At 72.2% G+C, this 24,647-nt stretch carries 18 protein-coding genes; 11 read left to right on the top strand and 7 right to left on the bottom strand.

The window, feature by feature from the left end:
• The first annotated feature begins 34 nt into the window (after positions 1-34).
• On the top strand, positions 35-1,393 hold the full coding sequence (locus tag ACQP2X_RS13560) for a UTP--glucose-1-phosphate uridylyltransferase (RefSeq protein WP_498696863.1): 1,359 nt from the start codon (positions 35-37) through the stop codon (positions 1,391-1,393).
• 46 nt (positions 1,394-1,439) lie between these two features.
• Here the strand turns inward: ACQP2X_RS13560 and ACQP2X_RS13555 are convergent, their stop codons facing one another.
• Positions 1,440-2,558, bottom strand: coding sequence for an AMP-binding protein (locus ACQP2X_RS13555; protein ID WP_498696862.1), 1,119 nt, complete (start codon positions 2,556-2,558; stop codon positions 1,440-1,442).
• Between the two features lie 235 nt (positions 2,559-2,793).
• Here ACQP2X_RS13555 and ACQP2X_RS13550 point away from each other — a divergent pair, with 235 nt between their 5' ends.
• On the top strand, positions 2,794-5,625 hold the full coding sequence (locus ACQP2X_RS13550) for an AfsR/SARP family transcriptional regulator (protein ID WP_498696860.1): 2,832 nt from the start codon (positions 2,794-2,796) through the stop codon (positions 5,623-5,625).
• A 68-nt stretch (positions 5,626-5,693) separates the two neighbouring features.
• Positions 5,694-6,476 (top strand): SAM-dependent methyltransferase, encoded by a 783-nt coding sequence (locus tag ACQP2X_RS13545; RefSeq protein WP_498696858.1) that lies wholly within the window; start codon positions 5,694-5,696, stop codon positions 6,474-6,476.
• A gap of 109 nt (positions 6,477-6,585) precedes the next feature.
• On the opposite strand, the gene ACQP2X_RS13540 is transcribed toward ACQP2X_RS13545, so the two are convergent.
• The 4 genes from ACQP2X_RS13540 to ACQP2X_RS13525 form a co-directional block, all read right to left on the bottom strand.
• Entirely contained in the window at positions 6,586-8,190 is a 1,605-nt protein-coding gene (locus tag ACQP2X_RS13540) for an ATP-binding cassette domain-containing protein (protein ID WP_498696856.1), read from the bottom strand.
• A gap of 1 nt (position 8,191) precedes the next feature.
• Complete coding sequence (locus ACQP2X_RS13535) at positions 8,192-9,184, bottom strand: ABC transporter substrate-binding protein (protein WP_498696855.1); 993 nt, start codon at positions 9,182-9,184, stop codon at positions 8,192-8,194.
• Positions 9,185-9,195: 11 nt separating this feature from the next.
• On the bottom strand, positions 9,196-11,967 hold the full coding sequence (locus tag ACQP2X_RS13530; protein WP_498696853.1) for an ATP-binding protein: 2,772 nt from the start codon (positions 11,965-11,967) through the stop codon (positions 9,196-9,198).
• Between the two features lie 69 nt (positions 11,968-12,036).
• Positions 12,037-14,769, bottom strand: a complete 2,733-nt coding sequence (locus tag ACQP2X_RS13525; RefSeq protein WP_498696851.1) for an alpha-amylase family glycosyl hydrolase — start codon at positions 14,767-14,769, stop codon at positions 12,037-12,039.
• A gap of 129 nt (positions 14,770-14,898) precedes the next feature.
• On the opposite strand from ACQP2X_RS13525, the gene ACQP2X_RS13520 reads away from it, so the two are divergent.
• The gene (locus ACQP2X_RS13520) at positions 14,899-15,681 is read left to right on the top strand and encodes a hypothetical protein (RefSeq protein ID WP_498696850.1); all 783 of its coding nucleotides are present in this window, start codon (positions 14,899-14,901) and stop codon (positions 15,679-15,681) included.
• Here the strand turns inward: ACQP2X_RS13520 and ACQP2X_RS13515 are convergent.
• Positions 15,605-16,900 carry an amidase family protein gene (locus tag ACQP2X_RS13515; protein ID WP_498696848.1) on the bottom strand — a complete coding sequence of 432 codons (1,296 nt, stop codon included), beginning with the start codon at positions 16,898-16,900 and terminating at the stop codon, positions 15,605-15,607. The genes ACQP2X_RS13520 and ACQP2X_RS13515 overlap by 77 nt on opposite strands.
• 35 nt (positions 16,901-16,935) lie before the next feature.
• Between ACQP2X_RS13515 and ACQP2X_RS13510 the strand changes: the two genes are divergently transcribed.
• The 7 genes from ACQP2X_RS13510 (at position 16,936) to ACQP2X_RS13480 (ending at position 23,948) form a co-directional block, all read left to right on the top strand.
• A complete protein-coding gene (locus ACQP2X_RS13510) occupies positions 16,936-18,111 on the top strand; it encodes a cysteine desulfurase-like protein (RefSeq protein WP_498696846.1) in 1,176 nt (391 codons plus the stop codon).
• Positions 18,112-18,161: 50 nt separating this feature from the next.
• Positions 18,162-19,691 (top strand): M4 family metallopeptidase, encoded by a 1,530-nt coding sequence (locus ACQP2X_RS13505; RefSeq protein ID WP_498696844.1) that lies wholly within the window; start codon positions 18,162-18,164, stop codon positions 19,689-19,691.
• An 86-nt stretch (positions 19,692-19,777) separates the two neighbouring features.
• Entirely contained in the window at positions 19,778-20,734 is a 957-nt protein-coding gene (locus ACQP2X_RS13500) for an ABC transporter substrate-binding protein (protein ID WP_498696843.1), read from the top strand.
• Positions 20,731-21,462: a class I SAM-dependent methyltransferase gene (locus ACQP2X_RS13495; RefSeq protein ID WP_498696841.1), complete on the top strand. Its 732-nt coding sequence runs from the start codon at positions 20,731-20,733 to the stop codon at positions 21,460-21,462. Before ACQP2X_RS13500 ends, ACQP2X_RS13495 begins: the two co-directional genes overlap by 4 nt.
• On the top strand, positions 21,459-22,535 hold the full coding sequence (locus ACQP2X_RS13490; RefSeq protein ID WP_498696840.1) for a FecCD family ABC transporter permease: 1,077 nt from the start codon (positions 21,459-21,461) through the stop codon (positions 22,533-22,535). The genes ACQP2X_RS13495 and ACQP2X_RS13490 overlap by 4 nt, the downstream gene beginning before the upstream one ends.
• Positions 22,532-23,335, top strand: a complete 804-nt coding sequence (locus ACQP2X_RS13485; RefSeq protein WP_498696839.1) for an ABC transporter ATP-binding protein — start codon at positions 22,532-22,534, stop codon at positions 23,333-23,335. Before ACQP2X_RS13490 ends, ACQP2X_RS13485 begins: the two co-directional genes overlap by 4 nt.
• Positions 23,336-23,369: 34 nt before the next feature.
• The gene (locus ACQP2X_RS13480; RefSeq protein ID WP_498696838.1) at positions 23,370-23,948 is read left to right on the top strand and encodes a flavodoxin; all 579 of its coding nucleotides are present in this window, start codon (positions 23,370-23,372) and stop codon (positions 23,946-23,948) included.
• On the opposite strand, the gene ACQP2X_RS13475 is transcribed toward ACQP2X_RS13480, so the two are convergent.
• Positions 23,949-24,638 carry a CBS domain-containing protein gene (locus ACQP2X_RS13475; RefSeq protein ID WP_498696837.1) on the bottom strand — a complete coding sequence of 230 codons (690 nt, stop codon included), beginning with the start codon at positions 24,636-24,638 and terminating at the stop codon, positions 23,949-23,951.
• Positions 24,639-24,647: the final 9 nt, after the last annotated feature.

Below are 24,647 nucleotides of genomic sequence, written 5' to 3'. Positions count from 1 at the left end.
GAGCACACGCTTCCCGCACCTCGGAGGAACAGACATGGACGCGCCCGGTTATGTCCAGGCGACGCTGGCCAAGGCGGAGAAGGACGGCGCCCACCCGGCCGAGCTGGCCGCCCTGCGCCGCCGCCTCGAACAGCTGGCACAGCCGCGGGCCGGGCTTCTTCCCGGCGACGACCTGGAGCCGCTCGGCGAGGTGACCGGGCTCGAGGAGCTGCCCGAGCCGCCGGCCGAGCGGGCCCGCGAGATCCTCGACCGGCTGGTCGTGGTCAAGCTCAACGGCGGGCTCGGCACCAGCATGGGCCTCACCGGCCCGAAATCGCTGCTCGAGGTCAAGCCCGGCAGGAGCTTCCTCGACGTGATCGCCACCCAGGTCACGGCCGTCCGGGAGCGCTACGGTGCCCGCCTGCCGCTGCTCCTGATGAACTCGGCCGCCACCCGCGGCCCGTCGCTGGCCGCGCTCGAACGGTACGGCGACGTCAGCGACTTCCTCCAGGGCCGCGAGCCCAAGCTGCGCGCCGACGACCGTTTCCCGGTCGAGTGGCCGGCCGACCCCGAGCTGGAGTGGTGCCCGCCCGGGCACGGCGACCTCTACACGGCGCTGACCGCGTCGGGCAAGCTCGACGAGCTGCTCGACGCCGGCCTGCGCTGGTGCTTCGTGTCGAACTCCGACAACCTCGGCGCCACCGTCGACGTACGCCTGGCTGCCTGGATCGAGTCCGAGCAGATCCCGTTCGCCATGGAGGTCGTCCGGGGCACCCCGGCCGACCGCAAGGGCGGCCATCTCGCCCGGCGCGGCGACCGGGTCGTGCTCCGTGAGACCGCGCAGGTCCCCGACGGCGACACCTCGTTCACCGACGTCGAGCGGTGGCGCTTCTACAACACCAACAACCTGTGGATCGACCTCGAGGCGCTGCGGCGGTTGCAGCAGGACGATCCGGGCGCGCCCGTGCTCCCGCTCATCGTCAACAACAAGACCGTCGACCCCAAGGACCCTTCGAGTACGCCGGTGGTCCAGCTCGAGACCGCGATGGGCGCCGCCATCGGCTCGATCGCCGGCGCCCGCCCGGTGCTGGTCCCCCGCACCAGGTTCGCCCCGGTCAAGACCACCAACGACCTGCTGGTGGTCCGCTCGGACGCCTACGAGCTGACCCCGGACGGCCAGATGCGCCCCACGTACGAGGGCGCGGGCCCGGTCGCCACCCTCGACCCCGAGTTCTACCGCCTGGTGCCCGGCTTCGAGCAGCGCTTTCCGGCCGGCCCGCCATCGCTGCGCCGAGCCACCCGCCTCCAGGTCGACGGCGACGTCACCTTCGGCGCGAACGTGGTCGTCGAGGGCGAGGCCCACGTGACCGGCCCGTCGACCGTGCCGGACGGCGAGCACCTGCAGGACCGCTGACATCAGGCCCACGGCCGGCGGCTCACCACCGCCGGCCGGTGGCGTCTTACAGGGTCGGCAGGGCGCCGGTCAGCAGCAGCTCTCGGCACTTGGCTCGGCGGGCCTTTCCGCTTGTCGTCACCGGGATGGCGCCGGTGGCGACGATGAGGACCTCGGTCAGTTCCACGTCGTGTTCGAGGGCTACCGCCGTGCGGATCGCGGTCTCGATGTCGCTCCGGCGCTCGTCGTCGATCGGCTGGTCCAGGCGGACCTCGACCGCCGCGGCCAGCCTGTTCTCGTCCTCGCCGACGGCGAAGACCGCGCAGCGGCGGCCCTCCAGGGCGCGATGACTGCGCTCGATGGTGTATTCGAGGTCCTCCGGCTGCAACAGGCGGCCGTTGAGGATGATGAGGTCGGCGAAGCGCCCGACCACGAACAGCTCGCCGTCGTGCAGAAAACCCAGATCGCCAGTTCGGAGGTACGGCCTGTAGTCCGGCCCGGCCAGCCGGGCGTCGAAGGCGTCGCCGTCCTGATAGCCGAGGCCGATGCTGGGGCCGTGCACCCAGATCTCGCCGATCCGGCCCGCGGCGCATTCGGTGTGCAGGGTCGGGTCGACGATCCGTACGGTCAGACCCTCCGGACGCCCACCGCAACCCACGAGGGTCTGACCGTCGCCCGCCCGGGCGATGCCGTCCTGCAGGGAGCGGCGATCGAAGGCGATGGTGCGCGGCGAGCCACCGTGCCGCAACCCCGAGACGAAGACCGTGCCCTCGGCCAGGCCGTAGGCGGGCGCGAAAGCCTCCGGCCGGAAACCGGCCGACGCGAAGTGGGCCGCGAAACGGCGGAGGGTTCCGGCTCGTACGGGCTCGGCGCCGTTCAGCATGATCTCCATGGACGACAGGTCCATCCCCGCCGCGTCCTCGCGCGCCACTCGGCGTACACAAAGGTCGAAAGCGAAATTGGGCGCGGCCGTGAGATTGCCGCGGGCCTCGTCGATCGTGCGCGGCCAGAGGCCGGGATCGCGCAGGAACGCCATGGGCGGGATGAGCGTGGTGGTGCCGCCGTGCCAGACCGTGAAGAGCAGCAGGGCCAGGCCCATGTCGTGGAAGTGCGGCAGCCACGAGACGGTCCGGAAGTCGTAGACGTCGGGGGCGATCGACCGGGTGAACTCGGTCAGCATCCGCATCCGCCACCGCCCGTGCCCGCCGGTCGACCTGCGCGTAGGTCAGCCCGCCACCTCCGGCGAGCCGGACGGCGACCCGGTTCCCGCGCTGGTCCGCATGACGCCGCAGCATCTCCACCAGGTCCGTCGCGTCCTGCATCACTGTGTCTCTCCTCCGTGGCTATGAATCCGGCCTCAGAGGATGCGGAGTGGCACTTGCCCGACACTTGGCCCGACTTGATGTTGTTACCGTCGCCCGATGCTCAAGGTCCGGGTGCTGGGCCCGGTGGAGGTCGTCGCCGGTGACACCGTCGTGTCCGGCGCCGATCGGCAGCTGGCCGTCCTCGGCATGCTGGTGGCGGCCCGCGGCCGCACGGTCACGCCGGACCGTCTGATCGACCAGCTCTGGGAGGGCCAGCCACCGCCGAGCGGGACCAATTCCTTGCAGGCGTACGTCTCCCGGCTGCGCCGCCTGCTGGAACCGCACCGCCGTCCCCGGGCCGCGGCCACGGTCCTGGTCAGCGAGGGCGCCGGATACGCGCTGAAGCTGGCCGACGACGCGGTCGACGCCTGGGCCCTGGAACGCGATCTGGCCCGCGTGCCCACGCTGCCGCCGTCGCGGGCGCTCGCCGCGCTGGAGGAAAGGCTGGCCGCGTGGCGGGGAGCGCCCTATGCGCAGTTCGCCGGCGAGACGTGGGCCCGGCCGGAGACGGCCCGGCTCGAGGAGCTGCGCTGGTCGGCCCGGGAGAAGGCGGTCGAGCTCCTCCTGCGGCTCGGCCGGGTCCCGGAGGCCGTGGCGAGGGCGACCGCGCTGACCGAGGAGCAGCCGATGCGGGGCGAGGGCTGGCGCCTGCTGGCGCGGGGGCTGTGGGCCGACGATCGCCCGGCCGACGCCCTCGACGCGCTGGAGCGCCACGGCTCCTACCTGGCCGGCGAGCTCGGCCTCGACCCCGAGCCGGCCCTGGCCGCCCTGGAGCGGGCCATCCGCTCGGAAGCCCTCGCCGGTCCTCAGGGCGCGCCTGTACCACCCGTGCGGCCCGCGCAGCTGCCGTGGCCGAGCGCCTCCTTCGAGGGACGCGCGGCCCAGCTGCGCGAGCTGACGGCGCACGCCGGCAGCGGCGACGGCACGATGCTGGCCCTGATCACCGGGGCCGGCGGCGTCGGCAAGACCACACTGGCCCTGCGCTGGGCCCACGACGTCGCCGCCCGCTACGAGGACGGTCAGCTCTACGCCGATCTGCGCGGCTTCGGGCCGGAGGACTCCCCCACCGACCCCGCCGAGATCCTGGCCGGTTTCCTCGGCGCCCTCGGCGTCCCCGACCACCGGGTGCCGCCGGGCCGGGACGAGCGGGTCGCCCTCTACCGCAGCGTCCTGGCCGGCCGCCGGATGCTGCTGGTGCTGGACAACGCCCGCGACGCCGGCCAGGTGCGCCCGCTGCTGCCCGGCACGCCCGGCTGCGCGGTGGTGGTGACCGGCCGTGCCCGCCTCACCGGCCTGGTGATGACCGAGGGCGCCCGGGAGGTACGCCTCGACGCGTTCACCGATGACGAGGCCCGCGCCTACGTGCGGTCCCGCCTGCGCCCGGAGGTGGCCGACGCCGACCCGGCCGCCCGGGACGCGGTGATCGCCCGCTGCGGCGGCCTGCCCTTGGCCCTGGCCGTGGTCTGCGCCCGCGCGGCCGCTTCCCCACCGGCCGCCTCCCCACTGGCCGTCTCCCCGCTGGCCGCCTCCCCACCGGCCGTCTCCCCGCTGGCCGCCTCACCGTTGGCCGTCGTCGCGGGCGAGCTCGCCGACGAGCCGGGCCTGGACGCCTTCGCCTGGCCCGGCCTCGACCACGACCCGCGATCCGTCTTCTCGTGGTCGTACCGTCACCTTCCGGCGCCGGTCGCCACCGTCTTCCGCCATCTGGCCCTGCATCCCGGCCCCGACGTGACGCTCGCCGCGGCCGGCGCGGTGACGGGCCTGGACCGGGCCGCCACCCGCCGGCTTCTCCGGTCGTTGTGCGACGCCCATCTGCTGACCGAGCATCAGCCCGACCGCTTCGTCTTCCACGACCTTCTCCGGCAGTACGCCACCGAACTGGCCGACCGCACCGGCGCCGAGGCCGTCCTGCGCCGCCTGGCCGACCACCATCTCTATTCGGCGGCCAACGCGGCCAAGGTCTTCTACCCGTTCCGCCACCGGGTCCTCGACGACATCCCACCCGGCGCCCAGCCGGTGGAGTTCGCCGAAGGCGACCAGGCCGGCGCACTGGCCTGGCTGGAAGGCGAGTACCGCAACGCGATGGCCCTGGCCGAACACCACCCCGGCCCCTTCGCGTGGGCTTTCGCCTCCTTCCAGCAGGACGTCCACTTCTATGTGGAGGATTCGATCGCCCTGGCCGAGCGGGACGTGGCCCGGGCCGAACGCGACGGCGACCTCTGGTGGATCAGCTACCTCACCTACATGATCGGCCGCGGTCACCTGCGGATGAACCGCCCCGAGGCGGCCCGTCCCGCTCTGGAGCGCTCGACCGAGGTGGCCCGCGAGCTGGGCGATCCGCTGCGCCTGGGACACGGCCTGCTGAGCCTGGCCATCTCCATCACCGGCGTGCACCGCGTGCCGACACCGGAGCAGGCGGCGGCCGCGTATCCGTACGCGCTGGAGGCCCGCGAGAACTACCGCAAGCTGGACGGCCAGATGCAGGAGATCGGCGAGTCGGACATCCTGCGCACGGTCGGCTGGCACCACTACTACGAGCCGGACGGCCGTTCCCGGGCCATCGCCTGCTTCCGCGCCGCCATCGACATCAACGACCGGCACGGCAACACGGCCGACGCCGCCGAGACGTGGACGGAACTCGGCACGTTGCTGCACCACGCGGGCGACCTGCCGGCGGCCGTGGAGGCGTTCGGCACCGCCCTGACCGTCTACGGCGACGAGACGTACCTGCGCATGAACCCGCTCATCGGCCTCTACACCTGCCATCGCGACCGTCGCGACACCGAGGCCGCCGAGCGGGTGCGCGAGGAGGCGGTGGCGCTGATGAGGACGGCCCGCTATCCGGACGTGGAAAGGCTGACGGCGATCCTCGCTACCAGCGCTCCATGAGATCGACATAATCCGATGCGGTCTGCCGTGTTTTTCGAGGTGTCGTCCACCCGGCGACCCTATCTATCATGTTGACCGTGACCGATACCAGCACGCCGCACTCGGCCAGGCTGTGGAACTACTGGCTCGGCGGCACCGACAACTTCCCCGTCGACCGCGAGGCCGGCGACGCGATCGCCGCGATCCTGCCCTCGATAGTCACACTGGCCCAGGAAGACCGGAAATTCCTGCGCCGTTCCGTACGCCACCTGGTCGCCGAAGCCGGAATCCGCCAGATCCTGGACATCGGCTCGGGCCTGCCCACGGCCAACAACACACACGAGGTGGCCCAGGCCGCGGCCGCCGACACCAGGGTGGTCTACGTGGACAACGACCCGCTGGTCCTGGTCCACGCCCAGAAGCTGCTGACGAGCACCCCGGAGGGCGCGACGACGTACCTCCAAGCCGACCTGAACGACCCCGAGGCGATCCTCCGCTCCGCGGCCGAGACGCTCGACTTCACCCGCCCGACAGCGGTGACCCTGCTGGGAATCCTGCACTTCCTCCGAGACGACAACGAGGCCCGAGCAGTCGTACAGACCCTGATCGACGCCGTCCCACCCGGCAGCCATCTGGTGATAGCCCACGGTTGCGACGACATCAACACGGCCGAGGCCAACCGCATAGTCGAGTTCTGGAACGAGCGGGGAACCCCGAAAATCAAGTACCGGAGCGCCACCCAGATCACCCAGTTCTTCGACGGCCTCCACCTGCTGGAGCCGGGCGTCGTCCCGTGCAATCGCTGGCGCCCCGACAACGACACCGGCTCGATAGACGTCAACCAGTTCTGCGGTGTCGCCATCAAGCACTAGGACCGGCCTGTTCCGTCACCAAACGACGCCTCCCATCGCGCCGATCAGGAGCTGCAACAGGAGTCAATTCCTCTATGAAGGCACGACTGGAGCATATGAGCGGGCTCCGTCAGTCGGTCGTGATGAGGTCGGCCTCGAGACGGTCGTACAAGGCTCGGTAGTCGGGTCGCGCCATCAAGGCTGCTTGATCGCGAGGACGGCCGTACGGCACATGCACGTCGGTGCGGATTTTGCCGTCGGCGATGGTGATGACCCGGTCGGCGAGGACGAGGGCCTCGGTCAGGTCGTGGGTCACGAACAGGACGGTCTTGCGGTGCGCCTCGTTGTCCCAGATGTCGAGCACCATCTTCCGCAGCGAGGAGCGTGTCAGGGCGTCCAGGGCGGCGAACGGCTCGTCCATCAGCAGCAGTTCGGGGTCGGAGGCCAGGGTCCGGGCCAGCGCCACCCGCTGGCGCATGCCCTGTGACAGCTGCGACGGATATTTGCCGGCGGCCGGGGACAGGTGCACGAGGTCGAGCATCAGGAGGGCGCGCTCCCGCCTGACGGACGCCGGTATCTTCCGCAGTTCCAGGCCCAGCTCCACGTTCCGGCGCGCGGTGCGCCACGGCAGGAGCGCATCGCGCGCGAACATGTAGCCGACGTCCGCACGGCCGGCACGTGGCGGGCGGCCGGACACGGTGACCTCCCCCGACGAGACCGGGGTCAGTCCCGAGACGACGTTCAGCAGCGTCGACTTTCCCACGCCGCTGGCCCCCACGATGGCGATGAACTGCCCGCCGGGAATTTCCATGGAGAGGTCATCCAGTACGCGGTGCGGCGACGGCCCGTCGGCGGGGAACCGCACTGTGACCGAGCGAAGCTGGACCGCGGATGAGCCCGTGCGTGTTGTCGCGGGAGCGTCGAACGGAGGAGCGTGACCCGTACGGGTGTGAGGCCGGCCGCGGCGACGATCGGGCCGCTGCCAGCCGAGCATGACGCCTTCGAGCGCGCCGACGAGCATGGTGAGCAGGGAGGTGGTGGTCGCGAGGACGATCAGGAGCGCGTAGACCGGGGCCATCGACAGCGTCGCCGAATAGGTCGTGATCAGCTGGCCCACGCCCGCCCGGGAGGCGATGATCTCGGAGCCGACCACGCCGAGCAGCGCGAAGACGATGCCCAGCCGCAAGGCGGTGAAGAGGGCCGGGATGGCGACCGGTACGTACAGCTTGCGGAGCAACTGGAACCGGGACGCTCCCAGGGCGGCGCACATCCTGCGATGATCCTCGTCGGTGCTGAGGACGCCACCGCGAGCGTTCATCAGGAATACGAAGACGGCGACGCTGAACCCCAGGGCGATCTTGGAACCCTGTCCGATGCCCAGCGCGACGAGGAAGACCGGAGCGAGGGCGATGCGGGGCATGCTGTTGACCGCGTTGAGGTACGGCGCCAGCACCGCCCAGGTGCGGGGAAGCATCCCGAGCAGGATCCCGGCCGGGATGCCGGCGACGGCCGACAGCGCGAGCGCCGCGAGGGCCGCGCTCATGGTGGACCACAGGTTCGGCCACAGCACGCCCGAGCTGTGCAACCGCAGCCCGGCGTCCCAGACGGCATGCGGGCTCGGCAGCAGTACGCGACTCGTGACGTCGAGCTGGTACAGCAGCTGCCACAGTCCGACCACGAGGAACGGCGCCGCGACGCGCCACAACCACACGCTCAGCCGTCCGTGGGGCACCATGTCACGCCGTCTCGCAGCCGTCGACCACGTACTCCGCGAAGTCCGGGGCCGTCGCGGTGGAAGCGAACCTCGCCTGATGATTCCAGTTCTCCTGGTTGAGCGGCGGGATGTCCACCACCGGTGACTTGTACTTCTCCCACAGGCTTGTCGCCTGGGCCGGGTCCGCGCCGAGGCCGAGCCAGGCGAAGGCCCGCGGCCCCGCGCCCGGCTCCCGCGCGAGGGCTTCGATCCCCTGGTTGAGCGCATGGCAGAACTTCATCACCGTGTCCGGATGCTTGTCGGCCCAGTCGCAGTTCGCCACGGCCACCGACTGCCAGAAGGCGCCCAGCGGTGTGTCCGGGCCGGTGAGGTCGACCAGCTTGTCGAAGGGGGTGCCGCCGGCCGCGAGGCCGGTCTCGAGCAACGAGTACGACATCGCCACGTCCACCTTCCGCGAGGCGAAGGCGGCCGCGGCGGCCGCGCCACCACCGATCGCCACCCATGTGACATCGGTGTCCGGGTTCAGGCCGGCGTCCCTCAGCAACGACCGGAGCACGAGTTCCTGAGCCGCGCCGCGAACGGGCACACCGACCGTGCGGCCGCGCAACTGGGCGAGGACGCCGGGGTACGGCGCGGTGGTGTCGAGGCCGAGGCCGGGCTGTGCGATCACCGCGTAGCCCGAGCCCTGGGTCGGGCGCAGCACCCGGGCGCAGGCCCCGTTCGCGATGGCGCCGTAGAGTTGCGACGGGCCGAGGGTGACCACGTCGAAATCGCCGCTGACCAGGCCCTGCAGGAGCACGGTCCCGGACGTCGCCCACGTCGGCGAGAACGTCAGCCCCTGTTCCGCGTAGTAGCCCTCCAACTCGGCCACGGCATATCCGGTCGCGCCCTGTTCCCGGACACCCCCGAAGGCAACGGCGGTGCTGTCGCCGGAGCCGCCACAACCAGCGATCCAGGGCAGGATGGCCACCACGAGAAGCACGAGAGCCCGGCGTACGGACGAGACAGTTGCCACCACGCGAGTCCTCACACGGCCGTGCCCCGGCTCGGCAACGCGTCCCGGAGTCCGCGCCGCGAGCTGATCCCCAATTTGACGAACACCTTGCGCAGGTGCCACTCCACCGTGCGTGCGCTCAGGTACAGCTCGCTCCCGATCTCGGGGTTGGTGTGGCCGTCCCGGGCAAGACGCGCGATGTGCAGCTCCTGAGGCGTCAACTCGGCACCGGTGCCGGCCTGGCTGCGACGGACGTGTTCCCCGGCCTCGAGAAGGGCTCGGCGCGCCCGCTCGGCGAAGCCGTCGGCCGACATCGCCACGAACATGTCATGAGCTCTCCGCAGATGGTCCCGGGCCTCGTCGCGCCGGTTCTCGCCGTGGAGCCACTCGCCGTACAACAGCCGCGCCCGTGCCAGCTCGCCCCGGACCCCGGCCCGGCCCAATTCCTCGATCGCCTCCCGGAAGAGACCGTCCGCCACGTCGCCGTCGCTGATCAAAGCCCGCGAACGCGCCGCGATACCCCGGCCCCAGCCGTGCTCGCCGGGGTTCGCGGTCGACTCGAACTCGGCCACCGCCGCGACGGCCACGTCCCGCTCCCCGCAGCGGACCGCCGCCTCGACGCGCTCGGGCAGCATCCAGGTGGACATGAGCAACCCGGGCGCCTCCGGGTCGGTGGGATGAGCGGCGGCCATCGCCTCCCGGTGCCGGCCCACCCCGTTGTTCAGGATCGCGGTGCACCATCGTGCGTGGTCCACGCCGAGCCCCTCGCCCCGGCTGATCGCGTCCTCCGTGCTCACCGCGAGGAGCGCGGAGGCGTCCGCCGGCTGTCCCCGCCAACCGGCGAGCAGCATGGCCCCGTACGGCGAGATCCTGCTCCCCGTCGCCTCCTTGACCGCCTCGTGCTCGGCCGTGAGCCGGGCCGCGGCCTCGACGTCGCCGCGCCATGTGGCGATCATGGCCATCCCGTTCAGCGGACTGGGCAGCACGGCGAGCGCGCCCAGCTCACGGGCCAGCGCGACCTGCCGGCTGTGCACCGCGCCGCACGTCTCCAGATCCCAGATCGCCGCCGCCGCGGTCGCGGCCAGGCCCGCGAAGTGGAGCCAGTTCTCGGCGGGAAGATCACTGGCGAGCAGGGAGTGGAGCGCCTCGCGGAGCATCGGCTCCGCGGCCGCCCGGCCGTCGATGCTCAGGACGAGCAGCCCCTCCAGGACGCGGCCGAACGGGCGTAGTGGAACATCCGGCTGGGGACCGGACTGCGCCGCCTTCGACACCTCCAGCAGGTCGCCACCGGGCCTGGCGAGGTGACCCGCGAACATCGCGGCCGCCCAGGCGTCACTGTAGGTGCGACGGGACAGCGCGGGGTCCAGCCGTTCCAGGCGCCGGGCCGCTTCGACCAGTTGCAGCGGCGCGTCGCCCCCGGCGTCGGACGCCGACGCCACCTGCCCCCGCAGCAGCGCGAGGCGAGCCCCGGCCAGGTCATCGGTCGTCTCCGACCCGGCCGCCGCCAGCAGGGCCCGCGCGGTGCCGAACGCGCCGGCGCGCAGATGCGAGCGTACGGCGGCCAGTCGGCGCTCGAACCGTACGGCGGGCCGGGGAGTCAGGTCCGCCGAGCGGTCCAGCAACGCGGCGGCCGCCGCGAACCCTCCCCGCGCCTGCGCCCGGTCGGCACTCTGCTCGAGCTCCGCCGCGACCTCCTCGTCGGGTCCCGCGCTGGCCAGAGCGCGGTGCCAGGCACGCCGGTCCGGGTCGGTGGTGGCGTCGGTGGCCTGTGCCAGCGCCTGATGTGCCGCCCGGCGCTCCTCGACCGAGGCCGACCGATAGACGGCGGACCGGACCAGGGGATGACGGAACCGCACCTGGGCGCCGATCTCGAACAGTCCGTCGGTCACCTCCGGCCAGGCCGCCTCGAACCCGATGCCGAGGCCGGTCGCGGCCCGCCAGAGGGTCAGGACGTCCCCGGCGCCGTCGCAGGCGGCCAACAGCATGAGCCGCTGCGTCGGTTCGGGCAGTGTGCGCAGCCGTACGGCGTAATGCTTCTCCACGTCCGCCGCGGCGCCGCCCGCGGCCGGCGGCCCGAACCCGGCGGCGAGCTCCGCCGGGCTCATGCCCCGGGGCAACTCCAACAAGGCGAGAGGGTTGCCGCCCGTCTCGTCCACGACCCGGTCGCACATGCCCGGGTCGAGTCTTCCCGGCACGACGGTGGCCAGCAGAGCCCGAGCGTCCTCGCCGGAAAGGCCGCGCAGGGCCATCACCGGCAGGCCGGTCAACCGGCCCGGGTCCGTGCCCGCGGTGTCACGGACGGCGAACACCATGGCCACCGACTCCCCGGCCAGCCTGCGGGCGACGAAACCGAGAATCTCGCTCGACGCCCGGTCGAGCCATTGCACGTCGTCGACCAGGCACATCAGCGGCTTGGAGCCCGCCACCTCGGCCAGCAGACTCAGCGTGGCCAGGCTGACCAGGAAGCGATCAGGCGCGGCGCCGCCGGTGAGCCCGAACGCGACGCGGAGCGCCGACTGCTGAGGCCCCGGGAGCGCGTCGAGGTGAGCGAGCATGGGCCGGCAGAGCTGATGCAGGCCCGCGTACGCCAGCTCGGCCTCGGACTCCACGCCGGCGATCCGGGCGACGCGGAAAACCGGAAGTGCCCGCTGGGCCGCGTAGTCCAGTAGCGCGGTCTTCCCCACGCCGGCCTCACCGCGGATGACCAAGGTGGCGCTCTGGCCGGCCCGGACGCTCTCACGGAGCCGGTCCAACTCGCGGAGCTCGCTGTCCCGGCCGTGGAGCCGCACGGAGTCCCCGAACATTCGGCCAGCATAAAGGCTGTTTTGCGCATGGTCCGCCCGCACAGCTGTGACGTGCGCGGCGGCCCCGCCTCAGGTGGTCGGTGGGGCAGAGGTGTAAACGGTGGGGTCGCCCTGTTTGAGCCATACCTGCGGGTTGTCGATCGGGGTGAAGGCGCGGTCTCCGCCCGGCTCGCGGGTGGTGGGGACCGTGTCGCCGTTGGGCAGGTGCATGATGAAGTTGATCGGCTTGGTGTCGTCCTTCAGCGGGATCTCGTACGATGCCCACCCGTTCTCGACGCGGGTCGGCGGCCATGGCTTGTCCCAGGCGATCTGGGCCAGCACGGCCGGGTCGACCGCGTCACCCCACATGTGCAGACCCCAGCCCGTGTAGTCGCCGGCCGGCCGATAGTAGTGCAGTGTGGCCGTTGTCAACGGCGGGCCGGCGTACCGGACCGTGCGGACCTCGCTCACCGCGGCCGGCTCTCTGAGCACCGCCCGGTAGCGGATCTGGGTGCCCGCGGCCAGGTTGAGCGGGGTCAGGTTGTCGAAGACCGTGTACGCCGGTGACGAGTCGTCCCGGCCGATGGTCGTCCAGGGCCCGCCGGCGATGCTGCGTTCGAAGCGGACCACATGGGTCGCCCGCTCCGGGTCGGCCACCGCCCGCACCTCGACGGTTCCCCGGACGTTGGCGTTCTCGGCGGGGGCCTCGATGGTCAGCGACGGGGCCGGCACCCGGGCGGCCCGGGAAGAGCTGACCCGGCTGTGGCCGACGTTGTCCAGGACCACCGCCCGATAGTCGACCTGTGTGCCGGCGCGCAGGCCCGACACGTCGTGGAAGACCTGGTAGGGCGCGTTGTCGTCGGTGCCGATCGGGGTCCAGCCGCCGGTGGTCCGCGCGTAGAAGGTGACCTCGGCGAACGATGAGCCGGCGACGGTGGCCGAGACCTGCATGCGGCTGGGTGTGGCCGAGGGGGTGGGCCGGCCGAGCGTCACCGCGGGTGCCGCCGGCGACGGCGGGATGCGGCCCGATGAGGCGTAGACGACCGTGGACAGTGGCGGCACGGTCAGGGCCAGAGAGCGGTCGGTGGCCGATCGCACGGTGGCGGGCCCGGTCCCGTACACCAGATCGAACTTGGCCTTTGCGAGGTAGGTCGGGATGGCGACGGTTCGGGGCTGCTCGCTGTTGTTCAGGGCGACCACATATTCGCGCTGGCCGGTGCGGGAGAAGGCGTACACACCGGCGCCGGAATCGGCGTAGCGGTGCTGATGGGCGCCGTCGCGCAAGGTCGGGTGCTTACGGGTCAGGGCGGCCAAGGCGGCGATGCCCGAGTAGAGCGGGTGCGTCGTGACGAAGTTGTCCTGGGCGTGGGTGGCCGTCGTGCCCAGCAGGTCGTCGTCGAGGTATTCGGGGACCCGGCTCGCGAACAGGGTCTGCCGGGCGTCCTGGTCGCCGCCGGGGCCGGTGAAGCCCTGCTCGTCGCCGTAGTAGACGACCGGGTTGCCCCGGGAGAGATACATCAGCTCGTGGGCCAGGCGGTCGCGGGCCACCCACTCGGCGTCGCCGGCGCCGGGGTTGTCGGCCTGCACGAACGAACCTATCCGGCCCATGTCGTGGTTACCGAGGAAGGTCGGCAGCTGGTAGACATTCGAGTCGGCGTCGGTGTACCAGTCGTCGGCGGCGAAGAACGAGCCCAGCGCGGCCGCGGACTGGCCGCGGGAGGCGAAGTTGCGGGCCGCGTCCTGGAACGGGAAGTCGAGCACGGCCTGCATGCGGTCGCGGGTGGTGAACTGCGAGGTGAAGCTGCGGGAGGTGTCGAAGACCTCGCCGAACATGAAGAACTCGGGCTTGCCGTGCTCGCGGGCGAACGACAGCACCTCGGGCCCGAACTTCTGCCAGAACTCGTCGTTGACGTGCTTCATGGTGTCGATGCGGAAACCGTCGACGCCGAAGTCGGCGATCCACGTCTTGTAGACGTCGGTCATGCCCTTGACCACGCGCGGGTGCTCGGTGAACAGGTCGTCGAGGCCGAAGAAGTCGCCGTAGAGCGAGTCCTCGCCGGTGAACGTGGTGTCGCCGCGGTTGTGGTAGAGCGTGACGTCGTTCAGCCAGGCCGGAACCTTCAGGTTCCGCTCGGCCGGGTCGAGGACCGGGACGTACGGGAACGACTTCGTGGCGTCCAGCGGCGGGAAGACGGCCTTGCCGGCATAGTCACGGTCGTCGAACGGTCGCCCGGCGGCGTCGCGATAGGGCGAGACGTCTTTCGAGACGTACGCCTGACGCGCGCCCGACTCGTAGCCGATGACGTCGGCCGTGTGGTTGGTGATGATGTCGAAGTAGACCTTCATGCCGCGCTGGTGCGCGGCGTCGACCAGCGCCCGCAGCTCGGCGTTGGTGCCCAGGTGCGGGTCGATCTGGGTGAAGTCGGTGATCCAGTAGCCGTGGTAGCCGGCCGACGGGCCGTCCTCCAGCTGCACCGCCTTGTTCTTGAAACTGGGCGTCAGCCAGATCGACGTGGTGCCCAGACCCTGGATGTAGTCGATGCGCCGCAGCAGCCCGGCCAGGTCGCCGCCGTTGTAGAAGCCCTTGCGGGTGGGGTCGAACCCGGACACCAGCGGGTCGGCGCCGAGGCCGCCCTGGTCGTTGGCCGTGCTGCCGTTGTCGAAGCGGTCGGCCATGACGAAGTAGAAGTTCTCGTCGGTGACCGGCGCCCGCAGCGAATGCCGCCCCGGCAGACCGCCGCCGCCGGCTGCGGCGGGCGTGCTGAGCGCGGTGGCGGCCAGCACGGCGGACGTCAATGCGGCCAGGCCTCGTCGTAAGCGCATGTCATCGACCGTAGTGGATGATCAGGTTGGTGACCTGCAGAATGTCGGATGCATCGGGTATCCCCCAAGCGCGTGATTAGGCGCGGCGATGGTTGACCCCGGACAAGCAACGTTTCAAGACTGGGCGGCGTGACGCTCACGCTCAGCCACGCCGTGGACAACGCGACCGTCGAGCTGACGGTGCGCGGCCAGTGGACCCGCCGCACCGCGGTCGACGTGCACGAGGCGCTGTGCAAGGGCCTGGCCGAGCACCCGTCGGCGATCATCATCGACGTCCGCGAGATGAGCGACCTCGACGGCGCCAGCGCTCCCACCTGGATCGCCGCCAGCCAGGCCGCGCTGACCCTGCATCCGCCGGCCCAGGTGGCGCTCTGCGCCCCGCCGACCCGGCGGCTGGTGAAACGGCTCCGCCAGCTCGGCTGCGGCCGGTTTCTGTCGCTGTTCGTGACCGTCGACCAGGCACGCACCGCGGTTGCCAGTGCGCCGCTCCTGACCGACCGTCTTCAGCTGCGCTGGATGTCACCGCATCTGGACGCGCTGACCTCCGTCCACGATCTGATCGTGCTCGCCCAGCGCGCCTGGAACGTTCCAGAGATGGCCGAGATCGCGCAGGACGTGGCGCGCGACCTGGTCGAGGACTCGCTCGCGTTCGCCGGCACGGCCATGCTGTTCACCATCTGCCGCCGCAGCAGCAGCCTCTACCTCGCCCTGCGCGATCGGGAGCCGACCCTGCCCCCGCTGCGCCAGGCAAAAGACCGGCTGCCCGTCGTCATCGCCCGCAGCTACGTGTGGGGCGCGTCGGCGCTGCACAACGGCAAGGTGGTCTGGGCCGTGGTCAGAGCAGTGCCCGCTCCACCGCTTCGCCCACCGCCAGCAGCGCCGGGTCTTCGAATACCGGGCCCTCGAGGGTGAGCCCGACCGGCAGGCCGTCCTCAGTGCGGCCCGCGGGCAGCGACAGCATGGGCACGCCGGCCACCGTGCCCGGGGCGGCGTTGCGGATCGTCGTGGCGAACGTGGGCACGTGACGGCCGTTGTGCTCGAACGTGACGTCCTCGCCGACCCGCGGCGGCAGCACGTGGGTGGTCGGCGCGATCACGGCGTCGACGCCGGGGAACAGTTCGGCGTACGCCTGGCGCAGCCGCCAGCGCTGGGCCCGGTGCCGCTCGTAGACGGCGGCCGGGACGGGCTCGTCCACGACGAGCTGCATGATGCCCTTGACGTCGGGCGAGGCAACGGCGTCAAAAGAATTGGCCGTACGGGCCCTCAGCAGCCGCAGGGTCTCGAAGAGCACGATCGGCAGGCCGGCCTCCCCGGCGATGGCCAGGTCGTCCTTCAGGTCGAGGTCGACCAGCTCGGCCCCGGCGGCGGCGAGGGTGCCGAGCGCGGCCGACAGCACGGCGCCGGCCCGGGGATCGATGTCGCCGAAGCGCCCGCGCAGCACGCCGAGGCGGACTCCGGCCAGGCCGGACAGGTCGGGCGCGGGCCGCGAGCTGGTGATGACCCGGTCGACGCGGCGCACGTCGGCGACCGTGCGGGCGTGCAGGCCGACGGTGTCGCGGGTGGTGGAGATCATCACGACGCCGTCGCCCGGATAGCGGCCGGTGGACGGGCGGAACCCGACGACGCCGCAGAACGACGACGGCAGGGTCACCGAGGCGCCGGTGTCGGTGCCGAGGGCGAACGGGACGGTGCCGAGGGCAACGGTGGCCGCGCTGCCACCGCTGGAGCCGCCGGCCACCCGCTCGGGGTCGTGCGGGTTGCGCACCGGGCCGTACGCGGTGTTGTTGCTGGTGATGCCGAGGGCCAGCTCGTGCATGTTGGTCTTGCCGATCACCACCGCGCCGGCCGCGCGCAGGGCGCTGACCACCCCGGCGTCGACCTCGGCCACGCCGTCGGCCAGCAGCGGGCTGCCGGCCGTGGTGGGTACGCCGGCCACGTCGATGTTGTCCTTGACCGCGAACGGGACGCCGGCCAGCTCACCGCCGAACGCCGCGTCCGGGCGCAGCGTGGTGACGTACGCGCCATGAGTCTGTTTTGTCGTTTCGGCGTGGTCGAGCGCCTCGGCGCGCCGGGCGTCACGGCCGGCCGGGTCGAGGGCGAGCCATGCGTCGAGGCCGAGGGGCAGGGTCATGCCGTCCACGGTAGGCGGCGTGATCTGATCGGTCCATGATCTTCGACGTGAACCGTATCCGGTCCGGCTATCCCGCTCTGGCCGAAGGCTTCGCCCAGCTCGACGGCGCCGGCGGCACCCAGCCGGCGGCCACGGTGATCGACGCGATCGCCCAGGCGATGCGGACGGCGGTGTCGAACCGCGGCACCGCCCACGAGCCCGCGCGCCGCTCCGGGGAGATCGTCGCCGCGGCCCGGTCGGCGGTGGCCGACCTGGTCGGCGGCGATCCGGAGGGGGTGGTCTTCGGGCCGAGCGCGACCGCGCTGACCTATCTGGTGGCCCGCACGCTCGCCCAGGGCTGGGGGCCGGGCGACGAGGTGGTGCTGTCGCGGCTCGACCACGACGCCAACATCCGGCCCTGGGTGCAGACCGGCGCGACCGTCCGGTGGGCCGAGGTCGACCCGGCCACCGGCGAGCTCGACGTGGCGCAGTACCGCGACCTCATCGGCCCGCGCACCCGCCTGGTCGCGGTGACCGCGGCCAGCAACGCGGTCGGCACGGTTCCCGCCGTGCGCGAGATCGCCGACCTCGCCCACGCGGCCGGAGCCCTGGTCTTCGTCGACGGCGTGCACGCCACCGCGCACCGGCCGACCGACGTGGCCGCGTTGGGCGCCGACTTCTACGTGACCAGCGCCTACAAGTGGTCGGGCCCGCACTACGCGGCGGTGGTGGCCGACCCGGCCGTGTGGGAGCCGCTGCACCCGGCGAAGCTGATCCCCTCCCCCGCCGGCGTTCCCGGCCGTTTCGAGTACGGCACCCTGAGCTTCGAACTGCTGGCCGGCATCACCGCGGCCGTCGACCACCTGGCCGGGCTGACCGCCGCCGGGGGCGACCGCCGGACCCGCCTGCTGGCGAGCATGGCCGCGGCCGCCGAGCACGAGACCAGGCTGCTCGACCGGCTGCTGACCGGGCTGGCCGCGATCGACAGGATCACCGTGCTGCCGGCGCCGGCCGACCGCTGCCCCACCGTTTCGTTCCGGGTGGCCGGCCGGACCCCGGCCGAGGTCGCCCACGCCCTCGGCGCCCAGGGCATCTGCGTCTCGTACGGCGACTACTACGCGTACGAATACTTCGCCGGGACCGACGGCGCCGTCCGCGTGAGCCTCTATCACTACAACACCGAGGAGGAGGTCGACCGCCTTCTGCAAGGGTTTTCCCTGATTCGTGGATAGATAGTCGTAGATAGCGTGACTCCCGTCCCCCAACTGAGGAGTCACGCACGATGGCAAGAAAACCTCTGGTCCTCGCGCTGGCCGCCGGCACCGCGGCGGCCTCGGCGCTGGTCGCGGTGTCCGGACCGGCCGCCGCCCAGGCGCCCACGCCGTCCGTCGACGCGGTCGCGCAGGCCGACGCCGTGGTCGCCGCGCGCCCGGCCGCCCTGCGGGCGAGCGGGCACGACACCTTCCACCGCAGTCAGGTCTACAAGTCGCAGGGCCTCACGTACGCGGCGTACGACCGCAATTACAAGGGTTTCCCGGTCAAGGGTGGCGACTTCGTCGTGGTCACCGACAACGCCGGCCAGACCCGGTACACGTCGGTCGCACAGAGCAGCCCGATCGGTGAGCTGTCGACCGTTCCCACGGTCTCCGAGGCCGCGGCCGTCGCCACCGCGAAGGCGCAGCTCAAGACCGTGAGCGGCGTCGAGGCGACCCGGCTGGTGATCGTCGCCCCCGAGGGGCGGACGGCCCGGCTGGCGTACGAGACCACGGTCAACGGCACGAGCGCCGAGGGCGTCAGCCGCCTCACGGTGGACGTGGACGCGGCGACCGGCCGCGCGCTGTCCACCGAGGAGCACGTCACCGAGGCCACCGGCACGGGCACCGGCTGGATCAACGGATCGGTGTCGCTGAACACCACCCAGTCCGGCTCGACGTATTCGCTCAAGGACCCGTCGGTCACCAACCTGAGCTGCCAGGACGCCTCGACCCGGACCACGTTCAGCGGCTCCGACAACGTGTGGGGCAACGGCAACGGCACCAGCAAGGAGACCGGCTGCGTGGACGCGCTCTACGTGGCGCAGAAGCAGACCGCGATGCTGTCGTCGTGGCTCGGCCGCAACGCGCAGAACGGCTCGGGCGGCGCCTGGCCCATCCGGGTCGGCCTGAACCAGCAGAACGCGTACTACGACGGCACCCAGATCCAGATCGGCAAGAACACCGCCGGCAAGTGGATCTCGTCGCTCGACGTGGTCGGCCACGAGCTGGGACACGGCATCGACGACAAGACCCCGGGCGGCATCTCGAAGGGCGGCACCCAGGAGTTCGTGGCCGACACCATCGGCGCGGCCACCGAGGCGTACGCCGCGAACGCCAACGACCCGTTCGACTACCAGGTCGGCGAGGAGGTCAACCTGGTCGGCAGCGGCCCGATCCGCTACATGTACAACCCCTCGCTCGCCGGTGACAGCAACTGCTACTCGAGCAGCACGCCGGGCTCCGAGGTGCACGCCGCGGCCGGGCCCGGCAACCACTGGTTCTACCTGCTGGCCCAGGGCAGCGGCGGCAACGGCCAGCCGGCCAGCTCGACCTGCAACGGCTCCACGGTGACCGGCGTCGGCATCCAGACCGCCATGAAGATCATGTACAACGCGATGCTGCTGAAGACCTCGAGCTCCTCGTACGCCAAGTACCGCGTGTGGACGCTCCAGGCCGCGAAGAACCTCTACCCGGGCAGCTGCACCCAGTTCAACGCGGTCAAGGCCGCCTGGAACGCGGTGAGCCTGCCGGCCCAGTCGGGCGAGCCCACCTGCTGATCCCGCTGTTTCCGAAGCCCGCTCCCTCCACGGAGCGGGCTTCGTCTATTTGACGGCCGGAAGTCGATCACAGTAGCTTGCCGCACATGAAAACCGTTTTCATTTCACTGACGGCGGTGGTGGGGCTGCTGGCCGGGTGCTCCGACGCTCCGTCGCCGCCACCGGCCGCGGCCTCGATCACCAACTGCGGCCTGCCGATCACCGTCAAGGCCGCGCCACAGCGGGCCATCACCATGGAGCAGAACGCCACCGAGATCCTGCTCAGCCTCGGCCTGGCCGACCGGATGGCCGGCACCAGCTATCAGACCGACCCGGTGCTGCCGTCGCTGAAGACCGCCTACGACAGCGTTCCGGTCCTGGCCAAGCTCTATCCGTCGCGCGAGAAGGTGCTCGAGGCGCGGCCCGACTTCGTCTATTCGACATTCACTTCGGCGTACGCCGGTGAGGCCGCCGGACCACGTCAGGACCTCGCGAAGCTCGACGTGCCGGCGTACCTGTCCCGGTTCGCCTGCGAGAAGGACCCCGCCACCTTCGCCTTCGACGGCCTCTTCGGCGAGATCGAGGAAGTCGCCACCCTGTTCGGGGTGCCCGAGCGCGGCAAGAGCCTGGTCGCCGATGAGCGGGCCCGGCTCGACACGGCGCTGAAGACCAAGCACGACGGGACTTCGCTGCTCTGGTACTACTCCGGCACCAGCACACCCCACGTGGCCGGGCCGGGCGGCGTCCCGGCCGCCATCACCGAGCTGCTCGGAGCGGAGAACGTCTACGGCGACGCCCAGCAGACCTGGCCCGCCGGCAGCTGGGAGCAGATCGCGGCCCGCAACCCGGACGTGATCGTGCTGGCCGACCTCACCCGCGGCGGCGACGGCGACAGCGCCCAGTCGAAGATCGCCTATCTGAAGGCGAACCCGGTCACGGCCAAGCTGGACGCGGTGAAGGCCGGGCGCTTCATCACCGTGCCCGGCTCGTCGATGGACCCGGGTGTCCGCAGCGTCTCGGCCGTCGAGACGGTCGGCGCCGGCCTCGGGGAGCTGGCCCGATGAAGCGGTTGCTCCAGCTCTGGGACGAGCAGCAGGCGGCGTATGTGGCCCATCGCGAGAACCGCTTCCAGGTCATGCTCGACATCCTGCGACTGCACGGCGACCAGCCGAGGGTGCTCGACCTGGCCTGCGGCCCGGGGGCGATCGCGCGCCGCGTCCTCGAAGCGTTCCCCGGCGCCCGGGTCACGGCGGTCGACTACGACCCGATCCTGCTGAGCGTGGCCTCGGGGGCTCTGGAAGAGTTCGGTGATCGGGTACGGGTGGTGGACGTCGACCTGATCACCCCGGACTGGGCCGAGCGGTTCGACGGCTTCGACGCGGTGCTGACGTCGACCGCGCTGCACTGGCTCTCCCCCGACCAACTGCTCGCCGTCTACCGGGCCGCGGCCGGCCTGCTGCCGCCGGGCGGGATCCTGCTCAACGCCGACCACCTCCGCTTCGACGACCGGTCACCGGCCCGGCGCGACCTGTCGGCCCGGCACGACGAGGACACCCAGCGGGCCGCGTTCGCGGCCGGGGCGCTCGGCTACGACGCCTGGTACGCCGAGGCGGCGCGCGAACCGGGCCTGGCCGCGCTCGTGCCCGTACGGGAGAAGCGGTTCGCCGACCGCCCGCCGCAGCCCCTCGCCCCGCTGGAGTTCCACCTCGCCGCCCTGCGGGCAGCCGGCTTCACGGAGGCCGGAACCGTATGGCAGTACCTGGACGACTACGTCGTCTTCGCCCAGCGGTGACCCGCCCTCGTGCCGCGGCGGCCCTTCCCCGGGCTGCGGCGGCCCCTCCCCGGGCTGCGGCGGCCCGGCCGCTGGTGGTGCTGCCGCTGGCGGCCGGCGTCCTGCTGGTCAGCGTCGTCGTGTCGGTGACCATCGGCGTGGCCGACCTGAGCGCGGGCGAGGTGCTGCGGACGCTGGCCGCGCACGCCGGGCTGCCGGTGCGCCGGCTGCCGCCGCTGGAGGACAGCATCGTGTGGGACCTGCGCATGCCGCGGGTCCTGCTGGCCGGCATCGTCGGCGCCGGGCTGGCGGTGTGCGGCGCGGTGTTGCAGGCGCTGACCCGCAACGCGCTGGCCGACCCCTATCTGCTGGGCATCTCGGCCGGCGCGTCCACCGGGGCCGTCGGCGTGCTCGTGCTGGGCCTGGGCGCCGGGACGGTGGCGCTGTCGGCCGGCGCCTTCGCCGGCGGCCTGGCCGCGTTCGCGGTGGCCGTTCTGCTGGCCGGGCGCCGCTGGACCGAGCCGGCCCGGATCCTGCTGGCCGGGGTGGCCACCGCGCAGCTGTTCTCGGCGCTGACCAGCCTGGTCGTGGTCGGGCAGGCCAATCCGGACAGCACCCGCAGCATCATGTTCTGGCTGCTGGGCTCGCTCACCGCGGCGTCCTGGCCCTCGGTCGCGGTCACCGCGGCCGTGGGTGGCGTGGCCGTGCTGGCCTGCTGGGCCGCGGCGCCGGCGCTGGACGCCTTCGCGTTCGGCTCCGACGTGGCGCAGACGCTGGGGTTCTCGCCGGCCCGCGTGCGGGCTCTGCTGTTCGCGGTGACCGCGCTGCTGGCGGCGGTGCTGGTCGCGGCGAGCGGCGCCATCGGGTTCGTCGGCCTGACCGTGCCGCACGCGGTGCGCCGGATCACCGGTTCCCGGCACCGGCTGCTGCTGCCGGCCTGCGCCCTCGCCGGCGCGGTCCTGCTGATCGGGGCCGACACCGCGGCCCGGACCGTGTTCGCCCCGCAGGAGCTGCCGGTCGGCGTCGTCACCGCCCTGCTCGGCGTGCCGGCCTTCGCCCTGCTCCTGCGCCACCGCTCCGGAGGCCCGTCATGAGGATCGAGGCGCACGACATCGACCGGCGGATCCGGGACGTGGCCCTGCTCAGCGCGGTCACGCTCGACGCGCCGCCGGGCAGCACGGTCGGGCTGCTGGGCCCCAACGGCTCCGGCAAGTCGACACTGCTGCGGGTGCTGGCCGGTCTTGACCGCCCGGACGCCGGCCGGGTCTCGCTCGACGGGACCGACCGGGCCACGTTGCCGCGCCGGGAGGTGGCCCGCCGCGTCGCCGTGGTCACCCAGCACACCCCGGCCGACGCCGACATGACCGTGGCCGACGTGCTCCAGCTGGGCCGCATCCCGCACCGCCCGCTGCTGGCGCCGCCGGGCGCCGACGACGAGCGGCGGATCGCGGACGCCCTCGGCCGGGCCGGTCTGAGCGGCTGGGAGCGGCGGCGCTGGACCTCGCTGTCCGGCGGCGAACGCCAGCGGGTGGCCATCGCCCGCGCCCTGCTCCAGGAGGCGGAGGTGCTGCTGCTCGACGAGCCGACCAACCACCTGGACATCAGGCACCGGTTCGCCCTGCTGGACGACCTGGCCCGCGCCCCGATCACGGTGGTCGCGGCCCTGCACGACCTCGACCTGGCCGGCCAGTACTGCGACCGGATCGTCCTGCTGGCCGCCGGCCGCGTCGTGGCCGCCGGCACCCCGGCCGCCGTGCTGACCCCGGAGACGATCGCCGACATCTTCGGCGTCTCGGCCGAGGTCACCGTCACCGGCGCCGGCCGGGTCCGGATCCTGCTGGCGGCGCCCACCCCCGATCGGGGTCCTTCGGCCCTGACGGGGCGGAGCCGGTGAGCCCATGGTGGAGGGAGAACGAACGGAGGCCGTCATGAGAGCACTCGTCGTCTACGAATCCCTGTTCGGCAACACCGGGGCCGTGGCCCGCGCCGTCGCGGCCGGGCTCGGGGAAGCGTTCGAGGTGAGGCTGGCCGAGGTGCGGGAGATGCCGTCCACCGACGGCGCCGACCTGCTGGTCGCCGGGGCGCCGACGCACGCGTTCGGGCTCAGCCGCCCCGGCACCCGGCAGGACGCCGCCCGGCAGGGCGAGGTCCGGTCCGGCACCCGGCGGGAGGCCGCCCGGCAGGGCGAGGTCCGGCCCGGCGCGGCCGACGTCGGGCTGCGCGAATATCTGGACGTGTCGCCCCGGCTGGACGGCGTCGCGGCCGTCGTGTTCGACACCAGGGTCGGCACGCCCTTCGTGCCCGGCTCAGCCGCCCACAAGGCCCATCGGCGTCTGCGGCGTCTCGGCTGCCGGATGGTCCGGCCGCCGGAGAGCTTCCGGGTGAACGGCACCACGGGCCCCCTGGCCGACGGCGAGTTGGAACGGGCCCGGGCGTGGGCGGCGGGCGTCGCCGCCGACCTCAGCCGACCTGCCGCCCCGTCGGCCCGAGCCGATCCTCCCGTCTGATCAGCCGGCGACCGTGCCCTTGCGGATGTCGAGGAACTGGCGGTCGTCGTAGTCGTGGCCGAGCTCGCATCGCACCTCGACCACGCCCGCCACCTGCCGGGCCAGGCGCTCGGCGATCTGGGCCGAGGTGTATCGCTGCACCCGGCCGGTCAGGGTCACCACGCCGTCGACGACGGTCGCCGTCACCGTCGTGCCCTCGTCGTCGACGTACGGCTGGAGGACACCCGCCTCCACGTCGGCGAGGATCTCGTCGTCCGGGCGGAGATGGGCCTTGAGCAGGTCGGATCGGGACACGAGGCCGATCAGCCGCCCGGCGTCGTCGACGACCGGGAGCCGCTTGACCTTCTCGTGGTCCATCAGCCGGGCCGCCGAGGCGATCGACGTGCCGCCGGCCGTCACCACCGCCGGCGAGCTCATCAGGTCGGCGACCGTGCCGGCCCGGGCCTTCCGCCGCTCGCCCCGCCGGCGGCGGCCCTCGAACATGCGGGGCTCCGCCTCGTCCGCGAACTCGACCTTGCGCAGCAGGTCGGCCTCGGACACCACGCCGGCCACGTGCAGATTGTCGTCGACCACCGGCACCGCGCTCAGCCTTTTCCCGATCAGCAGGTCGACCACGTCCCGGTAGGAGTCGGTCGCCTTGACGGACACGACCGCCCTGGTCATGACATCGTCGACGGTCCAGGTCTTCACGGTGGCCTC

It is taken from the genome of Actinoplanes sp. CA-131856, assembly GCF_050956135.1.
Taxonomy (GTDB): Bacteria; Actinomycetota; Actinomycetes; order Mycobacteriales; family Micromonosporaceae; genus Actinoplanes.
This window is presented reverse-complemented; position numbering and strand designations above follow the sequence as displayed.